We start from the raw sequence: 26,583 nt of genomic DNA, 5'->3' as shown, positions 1-26,583 counted from the left end.
ACGAAAAAAATGGGTAAAATCATAAAAAACATAAAATCGGAGTGTGAAATGTGTGGTTATCAAACGCGGAGATATTTTTTACGCAGACCTGCGGCCGGTAGTCGGCAGTGAGCAGGGCGGTATCAGACCGGTTCTGATTATACAAAATGATATTGGAAACAAACACAGTCCAACGGTCATCTGTGCGGCAATTACATCCAGAATGAACAAGGCAAAGCTTCCTACGCATATTGAAATTGATGCACAGTCTTATGCCATTGTAAAGGACTCGGTAATTTTGTTGGAACAGTTAAGAACCATTGATAAACGAAGGCTGAAGGATAAGGTCTGCCATTTAGACGCAGAGATTTTGAAGAAGGTCAACCATGCACTGTGCGTCAGTCTGGAACTTCCTACATAGTTTTCTGCGGAAATCTTGACGAAAGATATGGAAAATGGTATTTTATTCATGATGTGTTTTATCACATTGAAAAACGTAAGAAAAAGGAAGGAAATAATATAATTTATGGATGATGGGAGTAGCCTGATAGGGGCTCTGATAGTATTTGCTGCATTTATTCTGGTAAACGGCAGCTTATATGGTTTTGGCGCTGCCATTCAAAAGGTAAGCGAAGCAGACGTGGAGAAAAAAGCCGGTGAGCAAAATGATAAAAAATCTCAATGGATTTTAGAAATTATGGCAAATCCCGCTACAATTATCAATACTATTTTGACAACAGCAACGCTTTTAAGTATTTTAATCGGTTACATTGGAATTCATTCCATAACCCCCTATGTTTACACATGGATAGAAGGACTTGCAGAAGCAGCTCATATTGAAATCCCTCCTTATATAGGGGCAGGAATTTCTGTGGTGTTGGTGCTGGTGTTCTTTTTAATTACACTGATGTCCTTTGGCGTAATTTCAGCCAAAAAGGTATTTAATCATAATCCAGATAAATGGGTTTACCGCACAGCCAGTGTAGTTCGGCTTTTGGTAACAGTTTTTAAGCCTATTACCTTTCTGATTATGAAGCTTTCCAATGTGGTTGTACGGTTGTTTGGCGTAGACCCTCACAAGCAGGAGGACGATGTAACAGAAGAAGAAATTATTTCCATGGTGGATGATGCACATGAGCAGGGCGTTATCGAAGAAAACGAAGCGGAAATGATCCAGAACATTATGGAGTTTTCTGAAACGGAAGCACAGGATATTATGACGCACCGCAAAAATCTCCATGCCATCGAAGAAAATACGCTGTTAAAGGATGCCTTGTCTTATATGTTGGACAACAGCAATTCCCGCTATCCGGTATACAGGGAGGATATTGATAATATTATCGGTATTTTACATTTAAAAGATGTTATGAGGCAGATTACACTGCCTGAATGTGAAAACCTTCCCATTGGTTCTATTCCAAATTTAGTCAGGGAAGCCGTGTATGTTCCGGAGACCAGAAGCATCAATGACTTGTTTAAGCGTATGCAGGCAAAAAAAATTCATCTGGTGGTTGTGGTAGATGAATACGGACAGACATCGGGAATTGTAACCATGGAAGATATTTTAGAGGAGATTGTAGGAAACATTTTAGACGAGTATGATGAAGACGAAAACTTTATCCAGCTTCAGAACGATCAGTCCTTGGTTATGAATGGACTTACTCCTCTGGAGCAAGTAGACGATGTATTAAATTCTGATTTTGACGAAGAAGAATTTGATACCTTAAACGGTTATCTTACCTCTTTATTAGGGCACGTACCTAATATGGCAGAGGATAAAGAAATAAAAGCAAAAGGATATTTATTTACCATTCTTGCAGTGGAAAATAATACCATACAAAAAGTTCGGGTTGAAAAATTACCGGACGAAGAAAAAGGAGAAGAGAAATGTCAGGACATTCAAAATTCGCAAACATAAAACATAAAAAAGAGAAAAACGATGCAAAAAAAGGTAAAATCTTTACCGTTATCGGCAGAGAAATCGTAGTAGCTGTAAAAGAAGGCGGACCGGATCCGGCAAACAACAGCAAATTAAGAGACGTGATTGCAAAAGCAAAAGCAAACAACATGCCAAACGATACCATTGAAAGAGGTATTAAAAAGGCTGCCGGAGACTCCAATGCAGATAACTTTGAGGTGCTTACATACGAAGGCTACGGTCCAAGCGGTGTGGCTATTATCGTAGAAACACTGACAGACAACAAAAACCGTACTGCCGGAAATGTAAGAAGCGCTTTTACAAAAGGAAACGGAAACATTGGTACACCGGGTTCTGTATCCTTCATGTTTGATAAAAAAGGACAGATTATCATTGATAAAGAAGAATGTGAAATGGATGCAGATGATTTAATGATGATTGCCTTAGATGCAGGCGCAGAAGATTTCGCAGAAGAAGATGACAGTTTTGAAGTGCTTACCGCTCCTGATGATTTTAGTGCAGTAAGAGAAGCATTAGAAAAAGAAGGCATTCCAATGGTGGAAGCACAGGTTGCCATGATCCCTCAGAATTATGTAACACTTTCTGATGAGCAGGATATCAAAAATCTTCAGAAAACTCTTGACTTATTGGAAAATGATGACGACGTCACAGACGTATGGTATAATTGGGAAGAATAAAAACAGAGATACTACACATAATACCTCCAGAAATCAGAACTGGAGGTATTTTTATGTCCGAGGAAAAAAACGAAAAACTGGATAAAACCCGGCAGCAAAATGAACAGATTGAGGAAATGGGACAGGTTTTACTGGAAGAAAACGAGAAAGAGTATCACATTCAGCTTTTATCCATTATCGGAGAAGTGGAAGGGCATGAATGTCTGCCAAACAACAGCAAAACTACCAAATACGAGCACGTACTTCCAAAGCTTGCCATGATTGAAGACAGTAAAGAGACAGACGGGTTATTGATTTTATTAAATACCGTAGGAGGAGATGTGGAAGCAGGACTTGCCATTGCAGAGATGATAGCTTCTTTAAGCAAGCCCACCGTTTCCCTTGTACTTGGAGGCGGCCATTCTATTGGTGTTCCCATGGCGGTTTCCGCAGATTATTCTTACATTGTCCCCAGCGCAACTATGGTAATTCATCCGGTTCGAAGCAACGGAATGTTTATCGGCGTTATGCAGACCTATCGGAACATGGAAAAAATTCAGGACAGGATTACACGCTTTATTGCCTCTCATTCAAAGATGCCTCAAAAACGTATTGAACAGCTGATGCTGGACACCTCCCAGCTGGTAAAGGATGTGGGAACGATGCTGGAAGGGGAAGAAGCGGTAAAAGAAGGGCTCATTGACGAAACAGGAGGAATTTGTCAGGCGCTTCATAAATTGTATGAATTGATTGAAAAAGAGAAAGCGCAGAAATCTTAGGAATTTAAGTTGTACGAATACAGGATTTATGATAGAATAAACATTTGATAAAAACATAAAATACGAATGATGAGGTTAATAAAATGTCATTTATACAGGCACTCTTATTAGGTATAATTCAGGGAATTACAGAGTTTCTTCCGGTGAGCAGCTCCGGTCATCTGGCAATTATTGAAAATTTATTTAAAATAGAAACAGACACCGGACTTTTATTTAATACCATTATACATCTTGGAACCCTTACTGCAATTTTTATTGCGTTTCGTCAGGATGTGAAAAAGCTGCTGCTGGAGGGCTGTAAAAGCCTTTATGACATCTATGGAAATGTGTGGACCTATTTTCACAATAGGCATCAGCAGGATGCAAAACGGTATAAAAAGATTATTTCCAATAATTACAGAAAGCTTCTGTTGCTGCTTTTTGTATCTACCGTTCCTACTGCATTTTTAGGCTTTTTGCTTCAGAATGTTGTAGAGCAGGCAGGGAAAAATCTCCTTGCGCCGGCTATGGGACTTTTCATAACAGGAATTTTGCTTTTGGTAGTAGATTTCTTTCCGGCAGGGAAGAAAATCCCGAAGGATGTTACTTACTCCATTGCATTTTTGCTGGGAATTTGTCAGGGGATTGCTGTTTTTCCCGGTATTTCCAGAGCGGGAATTACCATTGCGGTCTGTCTGTTATGCGGATTTAACCGTAAATTTGCAGTGAAATATTCTTTTTTAATGGCAATACCGGCTATGTTAGGCGCAGCGCTTTTAGAACTTTTTCAATTCTCCTACACAGGAGATAATGTGCAGACTATGGCTTTAGCAGTCTTTGCTGCGGCAGTGGCAGGCGTTGTAGGATATTTTTGTATCAAGGGAATGTTGGCAGTCATGAGGAAAAAACGTTTTCGTATTTTCTCTGTTTATTGTTTTTTATTGGGAATTGTGGCAATCGTTTGTAATTTTATATAAGTATCAGGGGAATTGATTAAGGGGAGAAAAGAAATATGGCAGCGACCAAGAAAAAAAGTGCAGGGAAACGAAGGACTCCTGCCGGAAGAAAGAAAAAACAAGTACAGACAGGACCTTCTATGGAGTCAGAAATCTTTTTATGGATTGTTCTGGCTGTTTCTGTCGTACTTTTAATCAGTAATTTCGGAGTGGGAGGTTCGGTAGGAAACGCAATTAGCAGCTTCTTTTTCGGACTGGTGGGATTAGTTTGCTATCCTCTTCCGATTTTCTTGTTTTTGGGAGTTGCCTTTGTCATTGCAAACAAAAGAAATCCGAGAGCATACAGAAAAATGGCAGGCTTTGTCCTGCTGTTTCTTGCTGTCTGTCTTTTTTTACAGCTTGTTACAGAAGGCGCTGTATATGAACGTGATTTCATGGCTTATTATCGTGTTTCCGCAGAGTATAAAACAGGCGGCGGTCTTCTGGGAGGAGCTTTGAGCCGCCTTTTGGTACAGGCATTCGGAACAGTAGGTACTTATGTAATTACCGTAATTGCCATGGTGATTTCCTTTGTTTTGATTACGCAAAAATCCATGTTTGATATGATAAAAAAATTCAGCCGTAAAATGTACCGGCGTGCAGCAGAAAGAAAAGCCCAAAGACAGGAAGAATTAAAAGCACGTCAGGAAGAACAGGCAGAAAAAGAACAGCAGCAGGAGCGAAGAAAGAAAAGAAAAGAACGAACAGAAGATTTCTTAAAAGAAACAGAAGTAAACGAACCGGAACAAGAAAGAAAAAGAAAAAAAGAATCAAAGGCTTCAAGGAAAAAAGCGAAAGAGCAGGAGGTATCCGGAGATATCCTTCTGGATGAGCCTTTTGTTCCGGAAAATGCTTTTCCAATACATAGAGCAGAGGAATTAGTACAGGATTTGGAAGAAATTGTACCTCCACCGGAAGAAGAAAAGGAAACCTCTAAAAAAAATCCCCGTTCTTCCAAAGCGGAAATTGAACAGGGTATTCATGAAGTAAGCGAAGAAATTGCTTTAAAAGAAGCAGAAGTAAAAAAGGCTTATGAATTTCCTCCTATGGAGCTTTTGAAAAAAGGAAAACAGACAGGGGGAGACTCCGATGCTCACTTACGGGAAACTGCCGGAAAGTTACAGGAGACCTTACATAATTTCGGCGTAAACGTAAGTATTACAAACGTAAGCTGCGGTCCGACGGTTACCCGATATGAGCTGCAGCCAGAGCAAGGCGTGAAAGTAAGCAAAATTGTAGGACTGACAGATGATATTAAATTGAATTTGGCTGCAACAGATATCCGAATTGAAGCGCCCATACCGGGAAAAGCAGCCGTGGGTATTGAAGTTCCAAATGAAAATAACAGTACTGTTATGCTCCGTGACTTATTGCAGTCCGAGGCTTTTTCAAGCTGTAAATCAAAGCTTGCTTTTGCAGCCGGAAAGGATATAGCCGGAAAGCCGGTAATTACCGATATTGCAAAAATGCCGCATCTGCTGATTGCAGGCGCTACGGGTTCCGGTAAATCGGTATGTATCAATACAATTATTATCAGCCTTCTTTACAAAGCATCACCGGATGATGTAAAATTGATTATGATTGACCCAAAAGTGGTAGAGCTTAGTGTATACAACGGAATTCCACATTTGTTTATTCCTGTTGTCACTGACCCGAAAAAGGCTGCGGGAGCGTTAAACTGGGCGGTAGCGGAAATGACAGACCGTTATAATAAATTTGCCCAATATAATGTCCGTGATTTAAAAGGGTATAATGCAAAAGTGGAAAGTATTTCGAATATTGAAGATGAAAATAAACCGAAAAAGCTGCCTCAGATTGTCATTATCGTAGACGAGCTTGCAGACCTTATGATGGTAGCCCCCGGCGAAGTGGAGGACTCTATCTGCCGTCTTGCCCAGCTTGCCAGAGCAGCGGGCATTCATCTGATTATTGCCACACAGAGACCTTCGGTCAACGTTATTACAGGGTTGATTAAGGCAAATATGCCTTCCAGAATTGCCTTTTCTGTATCATCCGGCGTGGACTCCAGAACCATCTTAGACATGAATGGTGCAGAAAAACTTTTAGGTAAAGGCGATATGCTCTTTTATCCTCAGGGGTATCAAAAACCTGCCAGAGTTCAGGGAGCTTTTGTCAGTGACCAGGAAGTAGGCGCAGTGGTGGACTTTTTGTCAAAACAAAATCCAACTGCAGAATATGATAAAGAAATTCAGGAAAAAATTGAAGCGGTAAAAGAGACAACAACAGCCGGAGCAGATACTGCAAATGACAGAGACGTTTACTTTGCAGATGCCGGTAAGTTTATTATTGAAAAGGACAAAGCCTCTATCGGAATGCTCCAAAGAGTATTTAAAATCGGTTTTAACAGAGCTGCCCGTATTATGGACCAGTTATACGAAGCCGGTGTGGTAGGTGACGAGGAAGGAACAAAGCCAAGAAAAGTGCTGATGTCTATGGAAGAATTTGAACAGTATATTGACGAGTATTTATAGAAAATGAGGATAGAATGGCATGAAATGTACAAAATGTGGTGCAAAGCTTGAAGAAGGAACTTTATTTTGCCCCAAATGTGGGAAGGAGGTTCAATGGGTTCCCGAATATAATACTTTGGAAACCTTAATCAAGCAAAGAGAGTTAAAAGAGCAGGAAAAGAGAAAAAAAGAACTGGAACTGCAAAAGGAACAAGAGCGTCTGCAAAGAAAAGCAGAGCTTGAAAGAAAAAAGAAAAAGAAAAGAAGGATTATATTGGCAGGCTCTGCCGCAGCAATTATTGCCGCAACAGGACTTGGGTTGTTTTTCGTTTATCAGTCCCAGCACAATTCCTTTGATTTCCAGATGGCACAGGCAGAGACAAAATTCAGTAATAAAGATTACGAAAGCGCTTTAAAATACATAGAAAGAGCCTTATCCTTAAATCCCAAAAGCGCCGAAGCCAATGTTTTAGAGGCAAAGATTTATCTGAAAGAGGACAATGAGTCTGCTGCCCTTTCTATTTTGCTTTCTGTGGTAGAAGACCATCCTGACAGCGTCAATGCTTACGGAGAGCTTTTAAGACTTTACGAAAAAAACGAAGAATTTGATAAAATTGCAGAGCTGATGAGCAATGCCGATGATACTATGAAGGAAAAATATAAAGCGTATGTATCTGGAATGCCTTTGCCCTCCAATGTAGGCGGTACATATTCCACAGATATCACCGTAGAGTTTGAAAATCTTCCGGAGGGAACAGAGGTGTTCTATACTTTAAACGGAAAGACACCGGATAAACACAGCAAGAAATACAGCGAAGCTATTGTTCTTGAGGAAGAAGAAACCGTAACCCTGAAATATATCGCCTATAACAAAAAGGGAATTCCAAGTAAGGTCGGCACAGAAACTTATACCTTGAAATTTGAGGCACCGGAAAAGCCTCAGATTTCTCCAAGCTCTGACAAATACGATTATGCTGCCGATATTATTGTAACTGCACAGGAAGGCTGTGATATCTACTATGCATTTGACGAAGAGCCTACCACTGACAGTCAAAAATATACAGGCCCTATTGCCATGCCTAAGGGTGAGCATACTTTTTCAGCTATTGCCGTGGACAAAAGAGGAAAGGTCAGTCCGGTAAGCAGCGCTATTTATGTTTATTATGGGTAATAAGTCAAAAAAAAGAAATAAATAACAGCAATGTGCACAAAAATGAATTTTATACAGTAAAAGCAGATTGAAATTTTATTCTATTTGTCTTATACTGATGGTTAGCAATTATAACAATATATCGACATAAGATAATATCGATGGAATTCATCGCAAAACTGCTATGCGGGCAGAGAAAAGCCGGTATTTTGTGAGAAATATTGAGGAGGACATTATGTATAAAATTCTAAAAGCAGAAAAGCTTAATGAGATTGTATATCTCATGGTTGTAGAAGCACCTATGGTTGCAAAGCATTGTCAGCCAGGCCAGTTTATCATCGTAAAATTAGATGATGCAGGAGAAAGAGTTCCCCTGACAATTTGTGATTACGACAGAGAGGCAGGAACCGTAACAATCGTATTCCAGCCAATCGGAGCATCCACAGAAAAATTCGCAAAATTACAGACAGGAGATGCTTTTGAAGACTTTGTTGGTCCTTTAGGATGTCCATCTGAATTTGTAAATGAAGATATTGAAGAATTAAAGAAAGAAAAAATTCTTTTCGTAGCCGGCGGAGTAGGTACTGCACCTGTTTATCCTCAGGTAAAATGGCTTCATGAGCATGGTATTGATGCTGACGTTATTGTCGGAGCAAAGACAAAGGATTTAGTTATCCTTGAAAAAGAAATGGAAGCTGTTGCAGGTAATCTGTATGTTACAACAGACGACGGTTCTTACGGACGCAGCGGTATGGTAACAAAAGTCATTGATGATTTAGTTGCAGAAGGCAAAACTTACACAAGATGTGTTGCTATCGGTCCTATGATCATGATGAAATTCTGTTGCCTTACAACAAAGAAATATGATATCCCAACTATCGTATCCATGAACCCAATCATGGTTGATGGAACAGGTATGTGTGGAGCATGTCGTGTAATTGTTGGCGGAGAAGTTAAATTTGCGTGTGTAGATGGTCCTGAATTTGATGGTCATTTAATCGATTGGGATTTAGCTATGAAAAGACAGCAGATGTATAAGACAGAAGAAGGTCGTGCATTATTAAAAGAACGCGAAGGCGACACACATCATGGCGGATGTGGAAACTGCGGAGGTGACGAATAATGGGTAACGTATTAGAAAAAGTTCCTGTAAGAGAACAGGATCCTCAGGTAAGAGCAACAAATTTTGAAGAAGTTTGTCTTGGATATAATAAAGAAGAAGCTATGGAAGAAGCAGCTCGCTGCTTAAACTGTAAAAATGCAAAATGCGTAAAGGGATGTCCTGTATCCATTAACATTCCTGCATTTATCCATGAAGTAAAAGAAGGAAACTTCGAAGAAGCATACAAAATCATTGGTCAGTCCAGTGCACTTCCTGCTGTATGTGGACGTGTATGTCCTCAGGAATCTCAGTGTGAAGGTGTATGTATCAGAGGAATTAAAGGAGAGGCTGTATCTATTGGTAAATTGGAGCGTTTTGTTGCAGACTGGGCAAAAGAAAACGGCATTAAACCGGAAGCTCCTGCTGAGAAAAACGGACATAAAGTAGCAGTCATCGGTTCTGGTCCTTCCGGACTTACTTGTGCAGGTGATTTGGCAAAAATGGGTTACGATGTAACTATTTTTGAAGCATTACATCAGCCGGGCGGTGTATTGGTATATGGTATTCCTGAATTCCGTCTTCCAAAAGACAAGGTTGTAAAAGAAGAAGTAGAAAACGTAAAATCTTTAGGTGTTAAAATCGAAACAAACGTAATTATCGGTAAATCTACTACGGTAGATGAATTACTGGAAAACGAAGGCTTTGAAGCTGTATTTATCGGTTCCGGTGCAGGTCTTCCAATGTTTATGGGAATTCCGGGAGAAGTATCAAACGGTGTATTCTCCGCAAACGAATACTTAACAAGAAGCAACCTGATGAAAGCTTTCCGTGAAGACTACGATACTCCAATCGTAACAGGTAAAAAGGTAGTTGTAGTAGGCGGCGGTAACGTTGCTATGGATGCTGCAAGAACAGCTCTTCGTCTCGGAGCAGAAGTACATGTTGTATACAGAAGAAGCGAAGAAGAACTTCCTGCAAGAAAAGAAGAAGTACATCACGCAAAAGAAGAAGGTATTATTTTCGACCTTCTCACAAATCCGGTAGAAATTTTGGCTGACGAAAACGGATGGGTAAAAGGTATTAAATGTGTTCGTATGGAGCTTGGTGAACCAGACGCATCAGGAAGAAGACGTCCGGTAGTTATTGACGGTTCTGAATTTGAAATGGAGGCTGATACTGTTATCATGTCTCTGGGAACTTCTCCAAACCCATTGATTTCTTCTACAACCGTAGGACTTGACATCAACAGAAGAAAATGTATTATCGCAGATGAAGAAAACGGTAAAACATCTAAAGAAGGCGTTTATGCCGGCGGTGATGCCGTAACAGGCGCAGCTACTGTTATTCTTGCTATGGGTGCAGGTAAAGCAGCAGCAAAAGGTATTGATGAATTCATTAAAAATAAAGCAAAATAAAATCGGGAAATCGTTGTGATATTTCGATTGCAGAAAAGGTCCGTACAAAATGCGGACCTTTTTCTATAAATGGAGAAAAGAATGTCAGATATTACGCAATGGATAAGAAATGAATTATATGAAAACAGTGATGAAGGCTACAAGGACTTCCACAGTTCTCTTGTTCCCGGTATTTCGAATATTTTAGGTGTGCGGGTTCCGAAGCTGCGGGAAATTGCAAAAAGGGCGGCAAAAGGAGATTACAGGGAATTTATTGAACATGTTGATACACAGGTTTATGAGGAACTGATGTTATGGGGAATGATTTTAGGCTATGCAAAGCTTTCAGCAGAAGAAAGGAAGAAGGAACTTGAGAAATTTATTCCTCATATCAATAATTGGGCAATCTGTGACTGCAGTTGTGCTACTTATAAGTTTATGCGTGATTTTCCAGAAGAATGGATGCCGTTTATTAAGATATATTTAGCCAGTAAACAAGAATATGAAATCCGTTTTGCCGTGGTATGTCTTTTAGATTTTTTTATCAACGAGACATATATTGAGCAAGTGCTGGATTTATTATTACAAGTTCATCATGAAGGCTATTATGTAAAAATGGCTGTTGCATGGGCGATTTCTGTATGCTATGTAAAATTCCCGAAAAAAACAGAAAGTATTTTTGAAGAAAATCTTTTAGACGATTTTACTCATAATAAATCTATTCAAAAAATTCGAGAGTCCTATCGTGTACCAAAAGAAAGCAAAGAACGTTTACAGAAAATGAGGAGAAAATAGATGAAAGCAGGAAAAGGCGATAAGGTTAAAATTATAAAGAAAATGAATGACTGGTCTTCTGATTATCAGGAGGGTGATATTTTTACTGTGGAAAGCACTTGGTACGGTGGTATCAATGTAACCAGCAGTACAGGGATACCTTTGTCTATTGATGAAATAGAGTATGAAATTATAGGAAAAGAACCGTCTTCCCAGCCAAAGGGTAAAGTGATTTTTCATGCAGAAGATAAGCAGGGTCTGGAAAGAGCAGAACAATATGCCCAAAAGCTTTGTGAGGAAAACGCAGTATGCAATGTAGAAATTTTAGCAATAAATCATGCAATAAAAGGACTTTTATCCTCTGAAGATAATCAAACAGCTTTCGAGCTTCATGCAAAAGGTGTGAAATTTTTTGTGTGCGAAATTTCTATAAAGGAATTAGAGCTTACAAATGCAGAGCTGGTATCTTTGGCAACAACAGTTCCTTTTGGCGTTTTGACACTTATAGAAAAACAAGAAGAGGGATATGCCTATATACGTGTTTAGGAAGGATTTTTATGAAAATTACCATTATTACCGTAGGAAAATTAAAGGAAAAGTATTTAAAAGATGCTGTGGCAGAATACAGCAAACGGCTTGGAAAATACTGTAAACTGGAAATTATCGAGGTTGCAGATGAAAAGACACCGGATGCTGCCAGCGAGGTGGTCGAAAATCAAATTCGCCAAAAAGAAGGAGAACGAATTCTAAAATATGTCAAGGAAGACGCTTATGTAATTACTTTGGAAATCGGAGGTTCGATGCTGGACTCTGTGGAATTTTCGAAAAAAATCCAGCAGTTGGGCGTTCAGGGAAAAAGCCATATTATTTTCATTATCGGCGGCTCTATTGGGCTGGGAACAGCAGTATTAAAGCGTTCCGATTATGCAGTTAGTTTTTCTAAGATGACATTTCCACACCAGTTAATGCGTGTGATTTTATTAGAACAAATTTATCGTGGTTATCGAATTGCAGCAGGAGAGCCATATCATAAGTAAAGAAAGCAGATACAAGTTGTATTTTAAAATTAAGTTATGTATAATAAAGGTCTTAATGGATATACACAGAAAGGTGGCAGATATTTATGTCAAAATTAGCAGATACCAGCAGAATACAATTAAAGAAATGGGATTTGACAGATGCAGATGATTTAAGCGCTATTGGCAACGCTGTTGACCGAACGTTTCTTTCTGACCGTCTGCCTTTCCCTTACACAAAAGAGGATGCAGATTGGTGGCTGAATATGATTGCCGAGCATGAAGGCAAAGACGGTGTTTTTCGTGCCATTCTCTTAGATGATAAAATCATAGGTACAATTTCCATTGAGCAAAAAAGTGGTGTATATCGCAAGGATGCAGAAATCGGATATTTCCTTTTGACAGATAACCAGTCAAAGGGCCTTATGACAGAAGCGGTGAAGCAGATTTGCGAAATTGCGTTTTCTGAATTAGATATTATACGCATTACCGGTCTTGTTTATGAGCCTAATATCGCTTCGCAAAAGGTTCTGAAAAAGAACGGATTTTCTCTGGAAGGAACAATGAAAAATGCAGTGATAAAGAACGGAAAAGTCCAAGATTTATGTATTTACGGAAAATTAAAAGAAACAGATAGTATGAGGTAAACCAAAATGAAAATATTAACTTTCGGAGAAATAATGCTTCGTTTAAAAACACCGGAGCATTTGCGAATTATCCAATCCCAAAATTTTGAAGCCAGCTATGGAGGGGCAGAAGCCAATGTTGCGGTATCTCTGGCAATGCTGGAGGATACGGTTTCTTTCCTTACAAAAGTGCCGGATAACCCTGTGGGCATGGCTGCCTTAAAAGAAATTCGTGGTTATGGTGTCAATACAGACCTTGTTTTGAAAGGCGGAAAACGTCTGGGCATCTATTATTTTGAGAAAGGAAGTAACATTCGTCAGACGAATGTTGTCTATGACAGAGAATACAGTGCGTTATCTATGGCAGAACCGGAAGAATTTTGCTGGGAAAGCCTTCTTCCGGATGTAGATATTTTCTATTTTTCCGGTGTTACTCCGGCAATCAGTGAAAAGATTGAAATTGCCGTGACAGAAGCTTTAAAATATTGCAAAGAGCATAACATTCAGGTGGTTTGTGATTTGAATTACCGCAGTAAAATGTGGAGTACAGAAAAAGCGCAGAGCGTTATGAAAAAATTAATGCACTATGTGGATTTATGTATTGCCAATGATGAAGATTTTGAGGCAAGCTTAGGTATTCATGCTTTTGACGGAGACATGGCACATGGAATTGACCAGATTGAAACATACAAAAAAGGCATGGAAGAAATTATAAAGCAATATCCAAATTGTAAAGCCGTTGCCAGTGTTTTAAGAAACATTTATACCGTAGAAGACGGACAGTGGATGGGAATTTATCTGTGTGACGGAAAATTTTATGAAAGTCCAATTCACACTGTACACAGTTTAGAAGCGGTAGGGGCAGGAGACGCTTTTGCAGCGGGACTTTTGCATGCGTTGGCAAATCATTTTTCACCGCAGAAGCTCATTGATTTTTCTATTACAGCCAGTGTAATGAAATTAATGGTGCAGCACGATTTTAATGTGGTAAGTGAAGAAGAAATTTTTAAAATCATGAAATCAAAGGATATTAATCTTTCAAGATAGGAGTAGAAAATGGAAAATCAGGAACAGCAGCATAAAAGACGGGTACGCTATAAAGGTACACATCCCAGAAGCTATAAAGAAAAATACAAAGAATTACAGCCGGAAAAGTATGCAGATACCATTGAAAAAGTTATTCAAAAAGGCGGAACACCGGCAGGAATGCACATTTCTATCTGTGTGCAGGAGATTTTAGATTTTCTGCAAATTCAGCCGGGACAGATAGGACTTGACGCCACTTTAGGTTATGGAGGACATTCCTCCAAGATGTTAGGCTGTTTAGAAGGCAAAGGGCATTTATATGCCTTGGATGTAGATCCCATAGAGATAAAGAAAACAAAAGAGCGTTTGGAAAAAATGGACTACAAAGAAGATATTCTCACAATTAAGCAGATGAATTTTGCCGATGTAGACCAACTAAAAGAAGAAGCAGGCGGTTTTGATTTTGTTCTGGCAGATTTAGGGGTTTCTTCCATGCAGATTGATAATCCTGAACGTGGATTTACTTATAAATTTGAAGGTCCTCTGGATTTGCGCTTAAACCCTGAAAAAGGAATTTCAGCAGCAGAGCGTTTAAAAGATATTTCACAGCCGGAGCTGGAAGGAATGTTGATTGAAAATTCAGACGAACCTTATGCAAAAGAAATTTCCAACACCATTATTTCTGAAATCAGGAGAGGAAATCCCATAACAACTACAACACAGCTTCAAAAAGCAGTAGAAAAAGCTTTGGTACGTATCCCTGAAAAAGAACGAAAAGAAATGGTAAAAAAATCCTGTGCCAGAACATTTCAGGCTTTGCGTATTGATGTAAACAGCGAATTTGAAGTGTTAGAAGCATTTATGGAAAAACTTCCTACTGTTTTAAATAAGGGAGCTCGTGTTGCTATTTTGACTTTCCATTCCGGAGAGGATCGTCTAGTAAAAAAAGCATTCCAGCGTTTTTACAGGGAAGGTGTTTACAGTGAAATTTCAAAAGATGTTATCAGACCTTCGGCAGAGGAATGTGCAAGAAACAGCCGTTCACGCTCTACTAAAATGAGATGGGCAATAAAAGCTTAAAGGAGATTATAAATTCATGAAAAAATTGACTCGCATGATTGCAGCAGCCAGTGTACTGGGACTTATATTAGCCGGATGTGGTGAAAAAGATAATAACGATAATCCTAAAGTAGAGATTAATATTAAAGATTATGGAACTATTAAAGCAGAATTGGATCCGAAACAGGCGCCAATTACAGTAGAAAACTTTATTTCTCTGGCAGAAGAAGGATTTTATGATGGATTGACTTTTCATCGCATTATGGACGGATTTATGATGCAGGGCGGCGACCCTCTGGGTAACGGCACAGGAGGTTCTGAGGAAACTATTAAAGGGGAATTTTCTCAAAACGGTGTAGACAATACGATTTCTCATAAAAAGGGAACATTATCTATGGCTCGTTCTCAGGCTCCGGACAGCGCCAGCTCTCAGTTTTTTATCGTAGATGAGGACAGCACTTTCCTTGACGGACAATATGCTGCCTTCGGACATGTGACAGAAGGTATAGAAATTGTAGATAAAATCTGTAGTGAGGCAAAGGTAATAGATGACAATGGTACGGTGCTACCGGAAGACCAGCCGGTCATCGAAAGCATCAAAGTTGTAAAATAAAATTTGACAAACGTCTTTTCTAATGGTATAATGCCTCCCCGCTAGGTAAAATTATACAGAAAGGACGGGAGTCATTTTATGACAATTTATCAAGAATTACAGCTCAATCAGGCGGGCTCCAAAGCCGTGATTAAAAGTTCTCTGACCGGTAAAGAAAAACTGAAGCACACAGCTATTTATTTGTTCAAGATTTTCATTACAATGGTATTCTGCATGGCGTTTGTAATCGGGTACAGTAAGATTTTCGGTGATGCAAACAGCGTTGTAGGTGTTGTGATTTTGTTGTGCATTATGGTATTTCGCTTTGCAGATTTTGGTATTTATACCCCTCACGGTCTTAGTTCCCTTTTCATTATTTTCGGTATTTTAGCCTTTGGTCCAAGACTGGCAAATATGGGAGGGCTTTTTACAGAATTACTGGTAAATCTGGCATGTATTTTTGTTTTGATGCTTTTAGGTTGCCATAATGTTATTATGGGAAACCACTCTACCTTAGTTTTAGGTTATTTACTTTTATACGGTTATGATGTGACAGGTAAAATGTATCTTTTGCGTCTTGCCGGTCTTGCAGTGGGAGCATTGCTTACAGGTATTGTATTTTACCGTAATCATAAGCATGTGACTTATAAAAGAAGCTGGAAAGACCTTCTCCGTGAATTTGATTTGCATTCTATGAGAACCAGATGGCAGCTTTCTGTTACTTTTGGTGTATCTACGGTTATTCTTTTGGCAGGCTTATTACATATCCCAAGAGCTATGTGGGCAGGAATTGCAGCAATGTCTGTTATTCTTCCCTTCCATGAGGATGTTAAAACCAGAGTAAAAGGAAGAATTCCGGGAAATGTAATTGGCGGAATTGTATTTTTGCTTGTTTACCCAATTTTGCCAAAATCTTTCTATCCTTACATTGGTGTGGTAGGAGGAATTGGCGTTGGATTTTCTGCTACTTACGGTTGGCAGGCAGTCTTTAATTCCTTCGGGGCTATGGCGATTGCCGTAAGTATTTTAGGCGTTGAGGGCGCTGTATTTTTCCGAATTTTCAACAACATTTTAGGCGCTGTATACGGACTGCTTTTTAACCATGTATTCCAATATTCTGTTTCAAAGATAGACGAACCTGCTGCACAGGGTTAAAAAATCGTTGACAAGGTGAAACAGCAACGCTAAAATGAAATTATATTTAGCGGTTATAAGGAGGGTACATTATGGTACATCATATTGTTATGTGGAAGTTTAAACCGGAAATTCAGGATGCTGAAAAACCGGCACTTAAAAAGGCAATGGCTGAGAATTTAAAAAGCTTGGTAGGAAAAGTACCGGGACTTCTGACAGTGGAATTTGTAGAAGAACCATTATCATCCAGCACACACGATATTGCGTTGGTAACAACTCTGGAGAAAGCAGAAGATGTAGCTGTATACGGCTCACATCCGGAACACGTAAAAGTGGCAGATACTTATGTTCGCCCTTATGTGACGGAAAGAGCATGTTTAGATTATGAATAAGAGAGTAGAAGTTCCAAAATCGTGACTTTGATAAAAGGAATTGTTGCTTTAAATGTTTCTGAATAACGTTTAAAATAACAGTTCCTTTTTGTTATTTATATTTAAAAAAATGATGCGGTATTAGTTTATTCATGGTATAATTTTATGAAAAGTAATAGAAAAATAAAAGTTGCAAATAATCACACTGAGGGGGAACGTATATGGATTATTGGTGGATTGTTTTCTTATATATTCTTAGTATTATGATGATTGTGAAACCGGAAATACTTTGGAAAATTGAGCATTTTCTCTCAGTAAAAAATGGTGAGCCTTCTGATTGGTACCTTGCTTTTATGAGAGTAGGAGGCACTTTTCTTCTAATAATAACTATTTTTTGTACGATTTTTGCGGTACTTTCTATGGTGAAATAATCATTTTCCTTTTTAGGAGGAGGTAGAATATGAATAAAGGTGTGAAAAGAATACGATTACAGCTGTAAACACACAAGGTAATGAAAAAACTAAAATTGAATTATATGCTCAAAATTTCTTTATAGATATGATTGAAATTGATAGTAAAGAATATTTTAAGGTATACTCTCTGTTTGGAACATGGTTTTTCTTTTAAATAAAAGCCAAAAGAATAAAAATAATGCAATATTTTACATGGAGATGATAAAAATGTGGTTTTGGTGGTTTATATTTTGTTTTAATCAATTAACGCCAATATTGATGATATTGGGTGGACAGATAATGTGGAAACATTCTCCTAAAAATATCAACAGCATAATAGGGTATCGAACATCTCGTTCTATGAAAAATATAGATACATGGCTTTTTGCTCAAAAGCACTGTGGTAAACTTTGGTGGAAAATAGGATGGATTATTTCTGTTCCATCACTTCTTATTCCAATTCCATTCTATGGAGCTTCTGTGGAGATTATTGGTAACATGGGTTTGCTTTTGATAATTGTTCAAACAGTAATTTTAATATGCTCCGTATTTCCAACGGAAAGAGCATTAAAAGAAAAATTTACTGATGAAGGAATTCGTAAATAAACTATCATGTCTTACCTTTATTTAAATTTAAGTCTCCCCAATCTTTTATAACATCTAATACACGCATAAAACTTTCACCCAATTCTGTAAGTGTATATTCTACTTTTGGCGGAACTTCCTTGAAATCATGGCGGTGTATAAAACCGTCTGACTCCAATTCCCGAAGTTGTTTTGTTAAAGAAGACTCTGTGATTTCCCCTATATGTCGGCGAAGCTCGCCAAATCTGCGAATATCTTGTTTCCCAATATAATAAAGTATTTCGATTTTCCATTTGCCGCCTAATATTTTTTGAACGGTTGATATTGTCACACATCTTTGTATAGACTGCTCTGTTTTTTTCATAATCATTTCACTCCTTTTCTGTATTATATTGTAGATACATATCAAAATCAAGGTACGCTATTTTAGTATAGTGCTACAAATAAGTTCCGTACTATGAAAAATAATGTACAGCGATATAATGAGTATATGATTTACGAAAGGAGTAACACAATATGCACTATACAGGAACAGTATGGCGACCACCGTATGAAGCGTCATCATTGCTTTTAGAGGTTACGGCAGGTTGTACGCATCATAAATGCAAATTTTGCACCTTATATGATGATATACCTTTTCAATTTAAAATGTCGCCAATGGAAGATATTGAAGCAGATTTACAAGAAGTAAAAGGACAGTTTAGATTATGGAATGATAACAAAGTAACAAGAACATTTTTAGTTGGTGCAAACCCATTTGTATTGAAAGCAACACGTTTATTACAAATTGCTTCTCTCATACAAAAATATTTTCCAACGAATAAAAATATTGGCTGTTTTTCCAGAATTACAGATATTGCACTAAAAACGGATGAAGAATTACTTAAACTGAGTAAGGCTGGATATGACGGTCTTACAATCGGAATTGAGACAGGAGATGATGATGCCTTAAAATTTATGAATAAAGGCTATGAAGCAAAGGATATTATTACGCAATGCAAACGATTAGATAATGTTGGCATTACCTATAATTTCTTTTATTTGACCGGAATATCGGGCATAGGGAAAGGCGAACAAGGTGCAAAAGATACCGCTGATATTTGCAATCAGTTACACCCACAAATTATTGGGGCGAATATGCTTACGATTTATCCTAATTCGGAATTATATCAGGAAATTCAAAAAGGTAACTGGCAGGAAGAAACGGAAATTGAAAAATATAAGGAATTAAGAACATTAGTTCGTTATTTGGATATTCCTGTTTGGTTTGCAGCAGGCGGGGCTTCTAATGCAATTCCAATTCAAGCAACTTTGCCACGAGATAAGGAAAAGATTTTATCTGTACTGGATAAAATAATCCAAAGCGTGGATGAAAAGCAACTAAGAGAGTATAGAAAAAATCTTCGACACTTATAAGTTTATATTTTAAGGAAGTGATTACATGAATTTTACCGGCAGAACATGGCGACCACCATACGAAGCAAGTTCATTTATTATACAAGCAACAACAGGCTGTACGCACAATAAATGTCGCTTTTGCAATTTGTATAAAGATGAATGTTTCAGCATGACACCATTAGACGAATGGAGAAAAGACTTGGCAGAACTTGCCTCTTACCAACCGTATGCGAGAAGAATTTATTGGACGGGAGCTAACCCATTTGCTATGAGTTTTGAAAATCTGAAAGCCAGAGCTTTGGCTGTTTATGACTAGAAAGTAAAACAATTTAAAATATTACATTCTTTAGGGATAAACGGTTTAAGTATCGGTGTAGAAAGCGGTGATGACAGCACACTTGCTTTGGCAAATAAAGGATATACAGCAAAGGATATTATTGAGCAGTGCAGAAAGCTGGATGAAGCCGGTATCGAATATTATTTCGTATATATGACCGGACTTGCCGGAAAAGATAAAGGATATAAAAACGCTGTCAATTCAGCAAAAGTGTTCAGTAAGGTAAATCCCCGATTTGTCCATGTTGACTCTCTTACACTTTTTGAAGGTACAGAATTATATGATATGGCAAGAGCAGGAACATTTATTCCTGCCGGCGAAAAGGAGCGGTTAGAAGAATTAAAAGTGTTCATTAAAAATCTTCATATTCGTACCCATTTATTTGCAAATACTGTATCAAATTTTTATCCAGTCACAGCATACTTACCGAGAGATAAGGAAAATATATTATCTGAATTACAGTACATCCTTGATACAGTAAGTGAAGAAGAAATGTTAGAGTATCGACACAATCTAAAATCCTTGGGATAAAGATTTTGAATAATGTCAAAAGATAATTATATAGCAGGAGACTGTTATTTTAAGTGTATATCGAGAATATTCTGTATTCCCACTGTATGTGGTAGCCTCCTGCTGTATTTAAGACAGTTTTATTAGTGCTTTTATTAGAATACCCAACAATACAATTCCGTCAAATACAAAAAGCACGACTATATTCTGAACGTAACCGTGTATAAATAAAATGGTAAAAATTTCCGCTGACAACATAACAAAGCAAAATGAATTGCTTAAATAATCGGAAACAGTTTCATTTATATGTTGGTTATTAAACGCTATTTTCCATCTTAAACAAAATCGAAGACCAAAACGGGCAATAATGCAAACCAGTGGATAGAAAAAGATAAAGGCTTTTCCTGCCTGACTGCTTACCTGCGTTTTGCTCCATTGTATAGGAATATAATCCGGTAAATTCGGATACGCCAAAAGTGCGGTAAAAAGGGAAATGCCTGTAATAAGAAGCCAAATTAAAAAGCCGCCCCACAGATAGAAAAAGCTCACGGTATCTACCTTCAAGAACTGTTTATTTTGCTCCCAATATTCTAATTTTTCAGGAGTATATGCTGTTATATCCAGACTTTCATAGGAAAGCTCTTTCTCTCTTAATAATTGTTTACAAATATTTTTGGCATTCTCGACATCAATGATATCTGTATCCAAGGCTTCTTTTCGTTTCTGAATAATCTCTTTTAATGATTTCTGTCCTTATCATATAGTATAAACAAGGTTTACAGTCAAGTATTTTTAGAAATACAGCGTAATAAGTATCATTTTTCCATTAAATCTTCTATGGTACAGCCCAATATTTTTGAAAGCCGATATAAAGTTTCTGCACTTGCTTTGTTAATATTTTTGTGTCGTTGTTCGTACATTTGAATAGAACGCAGACTAACTCCGGAATTATCTGCTAATTCCTTTTGTGTGAAACCATAAGTCATACGAATACGCTTTAAATTTGTTTCCGAAAAAAATTCTGTCATTCGAGAGTCCATAATATCAACAAATTTGGTAATGTCCGCTTCGTGGAGAGTATAATACATTTTCTCTAAGTTCTCATAAGATACAGCTTTCAATATTTCACTGTATTTTCTATCGGAATACCACTGATAATAAGCGATTGCCCATCCAATCCAATATTCTTTGGTTCGTTCAAAATGAACACATGGCTCTATTTGAAGATTTTTTCCCTTTGTTTCCGCTACAATTTCTGTAACCATTTCACCCCCGCTTTTTCCTGTAATATAAGAAATCTCACCGTTTTCCATGCGCTCGCTTGCTGAACTTGCAAGAAACAGCTTTGTAAAATCATTGCCGGAAATATTGCAGACATTCACTGCATAATCAAAGGCATCTCCTAACATAGCCTGTGCTTTACTTAAATACATTTCTTGGTATGCGTAAATCATCATTTTTAATACCTCCTCTAATAATATCCTGCATATATAATCCGTCACTTTCTTGTTCAAGCATTTCAAAATAAAGTCGGTTAGCTTCATCATTTCTGGATTTACGGGAAACATAATATTGTTCTTTCTCTGCGACTGTAAATCCTTCATATTTTAAATTTGAAAAAGCAAACGGCGATTTGATAACAATTTGTTCACCTAATTTTCCCAATCGCATAGCTTGTGCCAGTTGTTCAACAGTAATCCCGTTATTGAGAAAAGACTCTGCATAATCAAAATAGGAGTCATCTGCACGGTAACCAATGATTAAATCAAAGGCATTTATGTTGACACTGAAATTCTCTATCAAATATCGCTTTGCTCGTCCGGCCACTGGATTTTTTATGGAAAATAAACGATGTTCTACCAATATGGCAATCCAATTAAGAATAGTATAAGCAGGGCTGTTCAAATTTAAAATATTCAAATATTCTGTATTCAATGTATAACGATTAGAAAATCCATCACGCAATGAAGATACCGCCCATTCTTTTGCGAGTTCTTCGCTTTCTGTACAATAAAACCCAAACCCGAAATCATTATTTCTTTTCCCTCCGCCAAAAATCGGATTCTCTATGATTTTTTCTGAACCATGATATATTGTAATTTTTTTCTCCATTCTCATTACCTCCATTTATGTTTTATAATATCACTAAAGTGATAGTAAATCAATGGACTAAAAAACATAAATCATATTGACTCTAAGCAATATTTGCAAACACACATTATAATGTAAGGTTTATAAAGTAATGAAAATATATCTATAAATTTTCATTTATTGTTGATATTTCAATACAGAATACATATAATAAAAGTAAGAAAACAGGGAGGTGTCATATATGGCAAATGTAATGGATTGCTTAGTGCCAATTTCTTTATTTAATAAAGGACAGGCAACGAAGATTTTTAACAGATTAAAAGAAACAAAGGAGCTATTTGTATTAAAAAATAATCAACCTTCTGCTGTTATTTTATCACCTGAAGAATATACACGACTAACTGAAATTGAAGAAAACTATACTTTATTATTAGAAGCGACAAGTCGTTTAGAGGCAAATGGAGATAAACCGGGAATTCCCATGGAAGCTGTCATAAAAGAACTGGGCTTTGACGTCAAAGAATTATAAAAAATCCCAACAGACAGATGACGTATCCTTTATCCTATGCTATAATGATATTTTTAATAGAATTAAAATTATGGAGAACATCTATGAGTCAGGGAACGGAATTTTTAACGCTTATTAACGAAAAACTGAAACATAAAATTCAAGAAGTCAACCATGCTCTTTTAGAAGGGCAAAAAGAAATCGAAAGTATGCACACCTATTACTGGGATAATTATACAGAGATGGACCAGTATGGATACGAAAATTTTGATAACCAGCAGGCACTTTTTCAGCAGGTAAATGCCAATCAAGAGCAATTTATTTACCGCCAGCGTCTGGAAAAAATGATAGACTCTCCTTTTTTCGGGAGAGTTGATTTCTGTTATGAGGGGGAAGAGGAACCGGAGCAGTTTTATATCGGAATTGGAAACTTTTCTGAAAAAACAGGGCATGTTCCTTTGATTTATGACTGGAGAGCCCCTGTAAGCGGTTTATTTTACGATTACGATAAAGGCGCTGCCTGTTATACTGCACCGGCAGGTGTTTTACACGGAGAAATCACTTCCAAATGGCAGTACAAAATCCGCCGTGGAAAAATGGTTTATGAATTTGAAAGTGACGTAAAAATTGATGATGATATTTTAAAAGCAGAATTAGGCAGCAATGGCGATGTACAGCTTAAAAATATTGTACGAACCATTCAGAAAGAACAAAATGCCATTATCCGAAATACCAAAGATAAGATTATGGTTATTCAGGGAGCAGCAGGAAGCGGGAAGACTTCTGTGGCGCTTCACCGGATTGCTTATCTTTTGTATCATGACAGGGAGCATTTAAAATCCTCCAATATTTTGGTTTTGTCTCCCAACAGCGTTTTTTCTGATTATATTTCTCATATTCTTCCTGAGTTGGGAGAGGAAAATATTCAGGAAATGAGCTTTGATTTATATGCTTATAAAGAATTGAAATCTTTTGTTTATGACTGCGAAGACCGCTATCACCAGATTGAAAGAGAGCTTGCTTTTGCAGACAAAAAACAGATAAAACGGATGCGCTGGAAACAGTCAAAAGAATTTCTTGACGAAGCAGAAGCTTTTCTGTTGGAGCTGGAAGATGAGCTTATGAATTTCCGCACCGTGGAATACAAAGGTTTTGAAAAAACAGAACAAGAAATTTTAAATTTATTTTATTTCAAGTTTCAGGATATTCCTCTGCTTTCCAGAATGGAAGCAGTGCTGGAATATTTTATCGACGAATACGAAACCTTAAAAGACTGTACCTTACCGGAAGAAGAACGGGATATGCTCTATGGGAAATTCATGAAAATGTATGAAACAAAAGATTTGTACGTTTTATATAGCCGTTTTTTAAAGCGCACAGGATTAAAAGCTCTGCCTCATTGTTCTTATGAAAAAAGACTGCTACCTTATGAGGACGTATATCCTATGCTTTACTTCAAATATCGTCTGTTTTCTGTCACACAGCAAAAGACCATAAAACATCTGGTAATTGATGAAATGCAGGATTATTCGTATTTGCAGTACATTATTTTAAAAGAACTGTTTCATTGTCCCATGACAATTTTAGGAGACAAGGCGCAGACCATGGAAGCAGAAGTACAGGATGTATTAGAATTTTTGCCGGAAATTTACGGAAAACAGATACGTGTGATTTACATGAATAAAAGCTACCGCAATACCGTGGAAATTGCATCTTATGCCAACGAAATTACCGATGTACAAGGTGTAGAATTGTTTGAACGCCACGGAAAACCGGTAGAAGAAAAGACATTTTCTACTCTGACAGAGATGTTAGAGGAAGCCCTGAAGAATTTAAAGCTTCAGGAAAACGAATATGAAACTGCGGCAGTGATTACCACCACAGAGGAAGAGGCTGTTTTTGCCTATCAGTATTTAAAAGAAAAATTTCCTCAGACTTTTTATATTGATAAAGACAGCTCTGTATTTCAAAAAGGACTTACCGTCACGACTTTTTATCTGGCAAAAGGTTTGGAATTTGATCAGGTGTTTGGAATTTCCGAAAAAAGAAACACGCCTCTTCTGAAACAGGCAGGGTATATCTGTGCCACCAGAGCGCTGCACGAGCTGTATATGTACCAATTAGAGGAGGAAAGCCATGATAAGAGAGCTTGATTTATCTGAAATTTCTGATGGAAAGCGATATGGACATAAGGATATGGTAAAAGCCGGATGTAATGATTGTAAAGGCTGTTCAAAATGTTGTCAGGGTATGGGGCATTCCATTGTTTTAGATCCTTATGATGTGTATCTTTTGTGTAAGAATTTAAAACAGAGTTTTGAAAAATTGTTATCCTATGCAGTAGAGTTACAGGTAGCAGAAGGAATTATTCTTCCTAATCTGAAAATGACCGGAACAGAAGAAGCATGCAGCTTTTTAAATGAACAGGGAAGATGTTCCATTCACGGATTTCGCCCGGGCTTTTGCCGTATGTTTCCTCTTGGAAGAATTTATGAAGACAATGATTTTCAATATTTCCTTCAGACAAAGGAATGTCCTCAAGAACCAAAGACAAAGGTGAAAATCCAGAAATGGCTTGGAATAGGAGATATTCGTAAATATGAGACTTTTGTCAAAGACTGGCATTATTTCTTAAAGCAAATGCAGGAGCGTTTAGAAGGCGCACAAGATGAAGCCTTGTCTAAACAATTTTCCGTTCAGCTTTTACAGCTGTTCTATCTGATACCCTACGAAACAGAACAGGATTTTTATACGCAGTTTTATTTTAGATTGGAAGAAATGAAAAAAAGATTTTAGATGAAAAGAAAAAGCAGGAGACAGACCGAACGTTTCGATTTACCTCCCGCTTTTTATCATTTTTATACTTCTTCGCTTTCTTCTTTTTTTGTACCTTTAAAAAGCTTATGTCTGAAAAACAGCACGATTGCCAAAAGCACAATACCAATAGAAATAAATTGTGAGGTAGAAAGCATTCCAACAGTTCCTCTGTCATCGCTTCTTAAACATTCTACCAAAAATCTGCCAATTCCATAGAGCAGCATATAGAGAATACCCACATTTCCCGCTTTTTTATTGCGTTTGTTGTAGAGAAGCAGAATACCTGCAATAGCAAAATCTCCAACAGAAGAAATCAACTGTGTGGGAATTAAAGGTACGCCTGCCGGTGCAAAGCTTCCTTCCGGAAAGGTTACACCCCAAAAGGCATCTGTCGGTCTTCCGTAACAGCAGCCTGCAAGGAAACAGCCAATTCGTCCAAAGCCCTGTGCCACAGCAATGGAAGGGGCTAATAAATCAAAGTATTCCCAGCAAGGCAGTTTCTTTATACGGCAGTAAAGTACACCTGCCAAAGCCCCTACAATAATACCTCCGTAAACCACAAATCCTTCTGAACCCAGCACATCCATGGGATTTTCCAGAAAACGGTCAAATTCTACCAGAACATATAAGAGCTTCGCTCCGATAAAACCGCTTAAAATACCGAAAATAGCAATGTCCAGAACTGCTTCGTCTTTATAGCCGTATTTTCTTGCACGATACATACCCATAAAAACACAGACTAAAATCCCCAGCGCAATCATCAAGCCATAGCTGTGTATGGTCAAAGGTCCTATGGAAAATAAATCATTTTTCATTTTTGCATCTCACTTTCTTATCTCAATT

The 26,583-nt window shown here is 37.7% G+C and carries 31 protein-coding genes; 26 read left to right on the top strand and 5 right to left on the bottom strand.

Annotated features, from left to right (window positions below; translation table 11 throughout):
* The first annotated feature begins 52 nt into the window (after positions 1-52).
* The 20 genes from CGC63_RS07505 to CGC63_RS07410 all read left to right on the top strand — a co-directional run bounded on the left by CGC63_RS07505 (position 53) and on the right by CGC63_RS07410 (position 18,100).
* Positions 53-400, top strand: a complete 348-nt coding sequence (locus CGC63_RS07505; RefSeq protein WP_004221714.1) for a type II toxin-antitoxin system PemK/MazF family toxin — start codon at positions 53-55, stop codon at positions 398-400.
* A 105-nt stretch (positions 401-505) separates the two neighbouring features.
* Positions 506-1,897 carry a hemolysin family protein gene (locus CGC63_RS07500; protein ID WP_004221720.1) on the top strand — a complete coding sequence of 464 codons (1,392 nt, stop codon included), beginning with the start codon at positions 506-508 and terminating at the stop codon, positions 1,895-1,897.
* The gene (locus CGC63_RS07495) at positions 1,867-2,595 is read left to right on the top strand and encodes a YebC/PmpR family DNA-binding transcriptional regulator (RefSeq protein WP_004221723.1); all 729 of its coding nucleotides are present in this window, start codon (positions 1,867-1,869) and stop codon (positions 2,593-2,595) included. Before CGC63_RS07500 ends, CGC63_RS07495 begins: the two co-directional genes overlap by 31 nt.
* 53 nt (positions 2,596-2,648) lie before the next feature.
* Complete coding sequence (locus CGC63_RS07490) at positions 2,649-3,353, top strand: ClpP family protease (protein WP_009247395.1); 705 nt, start codon at positions 2,649-2,651, stop codon at positions 3,351-3,353.
* A gap of 83 nt (positions 3,354-3,436) precedes the next feature.
* On the top strand, positions 3,437-4,309 hold the full coding sequence (locus CGC63_RS07485; protein ID WP_004221735.1) for an undecaprenyl-diphosphate phosphatase: 873 nt from the start codon (positions 3,437-3,439) through the stop codon (positions 4,307-4,309).
* A 35-nt stretch (positions 4,310-4,344) separates the two neighbouring features.
* Entirely contained in the window at positions 4,345-6,819 is a 2,475-nt protein-coding gene (locus CGC63_RS07480) for an FtsK/SpoIIIE family DNA translocase (RefSeq protein ID WP_004221740.1), read from the top strand.
* Between the two features lie 19 nt (positions 6,820-6,838).
* The gene (locus CGC63_RS07475) at positions 6,839-7,969 is read left to right on the top strand and encodes an FN3 associated domain-containing protein (protein ID WP_004221742.1); all 1,131 of its coding nucleotides are present in this window, start codon (positions 6,839-6,841) and stop codon (positions 7,967-7,969) included.
* Between the two features lie 214 nt (positions 7,970-8,183).
* A complete protein-coding gene (locus CGC63_RS07470) occupies positions 8,184-9,071 on the top strand; it encodes a sulfide/dihydroorotate dehydrogenase-like FAD/NAD-binding protein (protein WP_009247391.1) in 888 nt (295 codons plus the stop codon).
* Entirely contained in the window at positions 9,071-10,465 is a 1,395-nt protein-coding gene (gene gltA, locus CGC63_RS07465; protein ID WP_004221754.1) for an NADPH-dependent glutamate synthase, read from the top strand. Before CGC63_RS07470 ends, gltA begins: the two co-directional genes overlap by 1 nt.
* Before the next feature lie 69 nt (positions 10,466-10,534).
* Complete coding sequence (locus CGC63_RS07460) at positions 10,535-11,239, top strand: DNA alkylation repair protein (protein WP_004221755.1); 705 nt, start codon at positions 10,535-10,537, stop codon at positions 11,237-11,239.
* The gene (locus CGC63_RS07455; protein ID WP_004221758.1) at positions 11,240-11,764 is read left to right on the top strand and encodes a DsrE family protein; all 525 of its coding nucleotides are present in this window, start codon (positions 11,240-11,242) and stop codon (positions 11,762-11,764) included.
* Positions 11,765-11,775: 11 nt separating this feature from the next.
* A complete protein-coding gene (rlmH, locus tag CGC63_RS07450) occupies positions 11,776-12,255 on the top strand; it encodes a 23S rRNA (pseudouridine(1915)-N(3))-methyltransferase RlmH (RefSeq protein WP_004221759.1) in 480 nt (159 codons plus the stop codon).
* An 86-nt stretch (positions 12,256-12,341) separates the two neighbouring features.
* The gene (locus CGC63_RS07445; protein WP_004221761.1) at positions 12,342-12,881 is read left to right on the top strand and encodes a GNAT family N-acetyltransferase; all 540 of its coding nucleotides are present in this window, start codon (positions 12,342-12,344) and stop codon (positions 12,879-12,881) included.
* A gap of 6 nt (positions 12,882-12,887) precedes the next feature.
* The gene (locus tag CGC63_RS07440; RefSeq protein WP_004221764.1) at positions 12,888-13,907 is read left to right on the top strand and encodes a sugar kinase; all 1,020 of its coding nucleotides are present in this window, start codon (positions 12,888-12,890) and stop codon (positions 13,905-13,907) included.
* 9 nt (positions 13,908-13,916) lie between these two features.
* Positions 13,917-14,966, top strand: a complete 1,050-nt coding sequence (gene rsmH, locus CGC63_RS07435; protein WP_004221765.1) for a 16S rRNA (cytosine(1402)-N(4))-methyltransferase RsmH — start codon at positions 13,917-13,919, stop codon at positions 14,964-14,966.
* 16 nt (positions 14,967-14,982) lie between these two features.
* Positions 14,983-15,558 carry a peptidylprolyl isomerase gene (locus CGC63_RS07430; protein WP_004221766.1) on the top strand — a complete coding sequence of 192 codons (576 nt, stop codon included), beginning with the start codon at positions 14,983-14,985 and terminating at the stop codon, positions 15,556-15,558.
* A gap of 78 nt (positions 15,559-15,636) precedes the next feature.
* Positions 15,637-16,692 carry an FUSC family protein gene (locus CGC63_RS07425; RefSeq protein WP_004221767.1) on the top strand — a complete coding sequence of 352 codons (1,056 nt, stop codon included), beginning with the start codon at positions 15,637-15,639 and terminating at the stop codon, positions 16,690-16,692.
* A gap of 71 nt (positions 16,693-16,763) precedes the next feature.
* Positions 16,764-17,063, top strand: coding sequence for a Dabb family protein (locus CGC63_RS07420; protein WP_004221773.1), 300 nt, complete (start codon positions 16,764-16,766; stop codon positions 17,061-17,063).
* Positions 17,064-17,263: 200 nt separating this feature from the next.
* On the top strand, positions 17,264-17,473 hold the full coding sequence (locus CGC63_RS07415; RefSeq protein ID WP_004221776.1) for a DUF6199 family natural product biosynthesis protein: 210 nt from the start codon (positions 17,264-17,266) through the stop codon (positions 17,471-17,473).
* 234 nt (positions 17,474-17,707) lie between these two features.
* Positions 17,708-18,100 carry an SdpI family protein gene (locus tag CGC63_RS07410; RefSeq protein WP_242970510.1) on the top strand — a complete coding sequence of 131 codons (393 nt, stop codon included), beginning with the start codon at positions 17,708-17,710 and terminating at the stop codon, positions 18,098-18,100.
* Positions 18,101-18,104: 4 nt separating this feature from the next.
* Here CGC63_RS07410 and CGC63_RS07405 read toward each other — a convergent pair whose 3' ends face one another.
* A complete protein-coding gene (locus CGC63_RS07405; RefSeq protein ID WP_009247387.1) occupies positions 18,105-18,443 on the bottom strand; it encodes a winged helix-turn-helix transcriptional regulator in 339 nt (112 codons plus the stop codon).
* A gap of 152 nt (positions 18,444-18,595) precedes the next feature.
* Here CGC63_RS07405 and CGC63_RS07400 point away from each other — a divergent pair, with 152 nt between their 5' ends.
* The 3 genes from CGC63_RS07400 to CGC63_RS07390 all read left to right on the top strand — a co-directional run bounded on the left by CGC63_RS07400 (position 18,596) and on the right by CGC63_RS07390 (position 20,345).
* A complete protein-coding gene (locus tag CGC63_RS07400; protein ID WP_004221781.1) occupies positions 18,596-19,495 on the top strand; it encodes a radical SAM protein in 900 nt (299 codons plus the stop codon).
* Between the two features lie 25 nt (positions 19,496-19,520).
* Positions 19,521-19,793 carry a hypothetical protein gene (locus CGC63_RS07395; protein ID WP_009247386.1) on the top strand — a complete coding sequence of 91 codons (273 nt, stop codon included), beginning with the start codon at positions 19,521-19,523 and terminating at the stop codon, positions 19,791-19,793.
* Between the two features lie 87 nt (positions 19,794-19,880).
* The gene (locus CGC63_RS07390) at positions 19,881-20,345 is read left to right on the top strand and encodes a hypothetical protein (protein ID WP_004221785.1); all 465 of its coding nucleotides are present in this window, start codon (positions 19,881-19,883) and stop codon (positions 20,343-20,345) included.
* A 108-nt stretch (positions 20,346-20,453) separates the two neighbouring features.
* Here CGC63_RS07390 and CGC63_RS07385 read toward each other — a convergent pair whose 3' ends face one another.
* The 3 genes from CGC63_RS07385 to CGC63_RS07375 all read right to left on the bottom strand — a co-directional run bounded on the left by CGC63_RS07385 (position 20,454) and on the right by CGC63_RS07375 (position 22,436).
* Positions 20,454-21,032 (bottom strand): DUF1648 domain-containing protein, encoded by a 579-nt coding sequence (locus CGC63_RS07385; RefSeq protein WP_004221789.1) that lies wholly within the window; start codon positions 21,030-21,032, stop codon positions 20,454-20,456.
* 107 nt (positions 21,033-21,139) lie between these two features.
* Positions 21,140-21,781, bottom strand: coding sequence for a helix-turn-helix domain-containing protein (locus CGC63_RS07380; RefSeq protein WP_009247385.1), 642 nt, complete (start codon positions 21,779-21,781; stop codon positions 21,140-21,142).
* Entirely contained in the window at positions 21,744-22,436 is a 693-nt protein-coding gene (locus tag CGC63_RS07375) for a DUF3990 domain-containing protein (protein ID WP_040351038.1), read from the bottom strand. The genes CGC63_RS07380 and CGC63_RS07375 overlap by 38 nt, the downstream gene beginning before the upstream one ends.
* A 220-nt stretch (positions 22,437-22,656) precedes the next feature.
* On the opposite strand from CGC63_RS07375, the gene CGC63_RS07370 reads away from it, so the two are divergent.
* The 3 genes from CGC63_RS07370 (at position 22,657) to CGC63_RS07360 (ending at position 25,719) form a co-directional block, all read left to right on the top strand.
* A complete protein-coding gene (locus CGC63_RS07370; RefSeq protein WP_004221796.1) occupies positions 22,657-22,944 on the top strand; it encodes a type II toxin-antitoxin system Phd/YefM family antitoxin in 288 nt (95 codons plus the stop codon).
* 83 nt (positions 22,945-23,027) lie between these two features.
* Positions 23,028-25,076, top strand: coding sequence for a HelD family protein (locus tag CGC63_RS07365; protein WP_009247383.1), 2,049 nt, complete (start codon positions 23,028-23,030; stop codon positions 25,074-25,076).
* Entirely contained in the window at positions 25,060-25,719 is a 660-nt protein-coding gene (locus CGC63_RS07360; RefSeq protein WP_004221800.1) for a YkgJ family cysteine cluster protein, read from the top strand. The genes CGC63_RS07365 and CGC63_RS07360 overlap by 17 nt, the downstream gene beginning before the upstream one ends.
* 62 nt (positions 25,720-25,781) lie before the next feature.
* Here CGC63_RS07360 and CGC63_RS07355 read toward each other — a convergent pair whose 3' ends face one another.
* Positions 25,782-26,555, bottom strand: coding sequence for a prolipoprotein diacylglyceryl transferase (locus CGC63_RS07355; protein WP_009247382.1), 774 nt, complete (start codon positions 26,553-26,555; stop codon positions 25,782-25,784).
* Between the last annotated feature and the right edge of the window lie 28 nt (positions 26,556-26,583).

The organism is Blautia hansenii DSM 20583, assembly GCF_002222595.2.
Taxonomy (GTDB): Bacteria; Bacillota; Clostridia; order Lachnospirales; family Lachnospiraceae; genus Blautia; species Blautia hansenii.
Note: the sequence above shows the minus strand (reverse complement) of the source record. Positions and strands in the feature narration are given on the sequence as shown.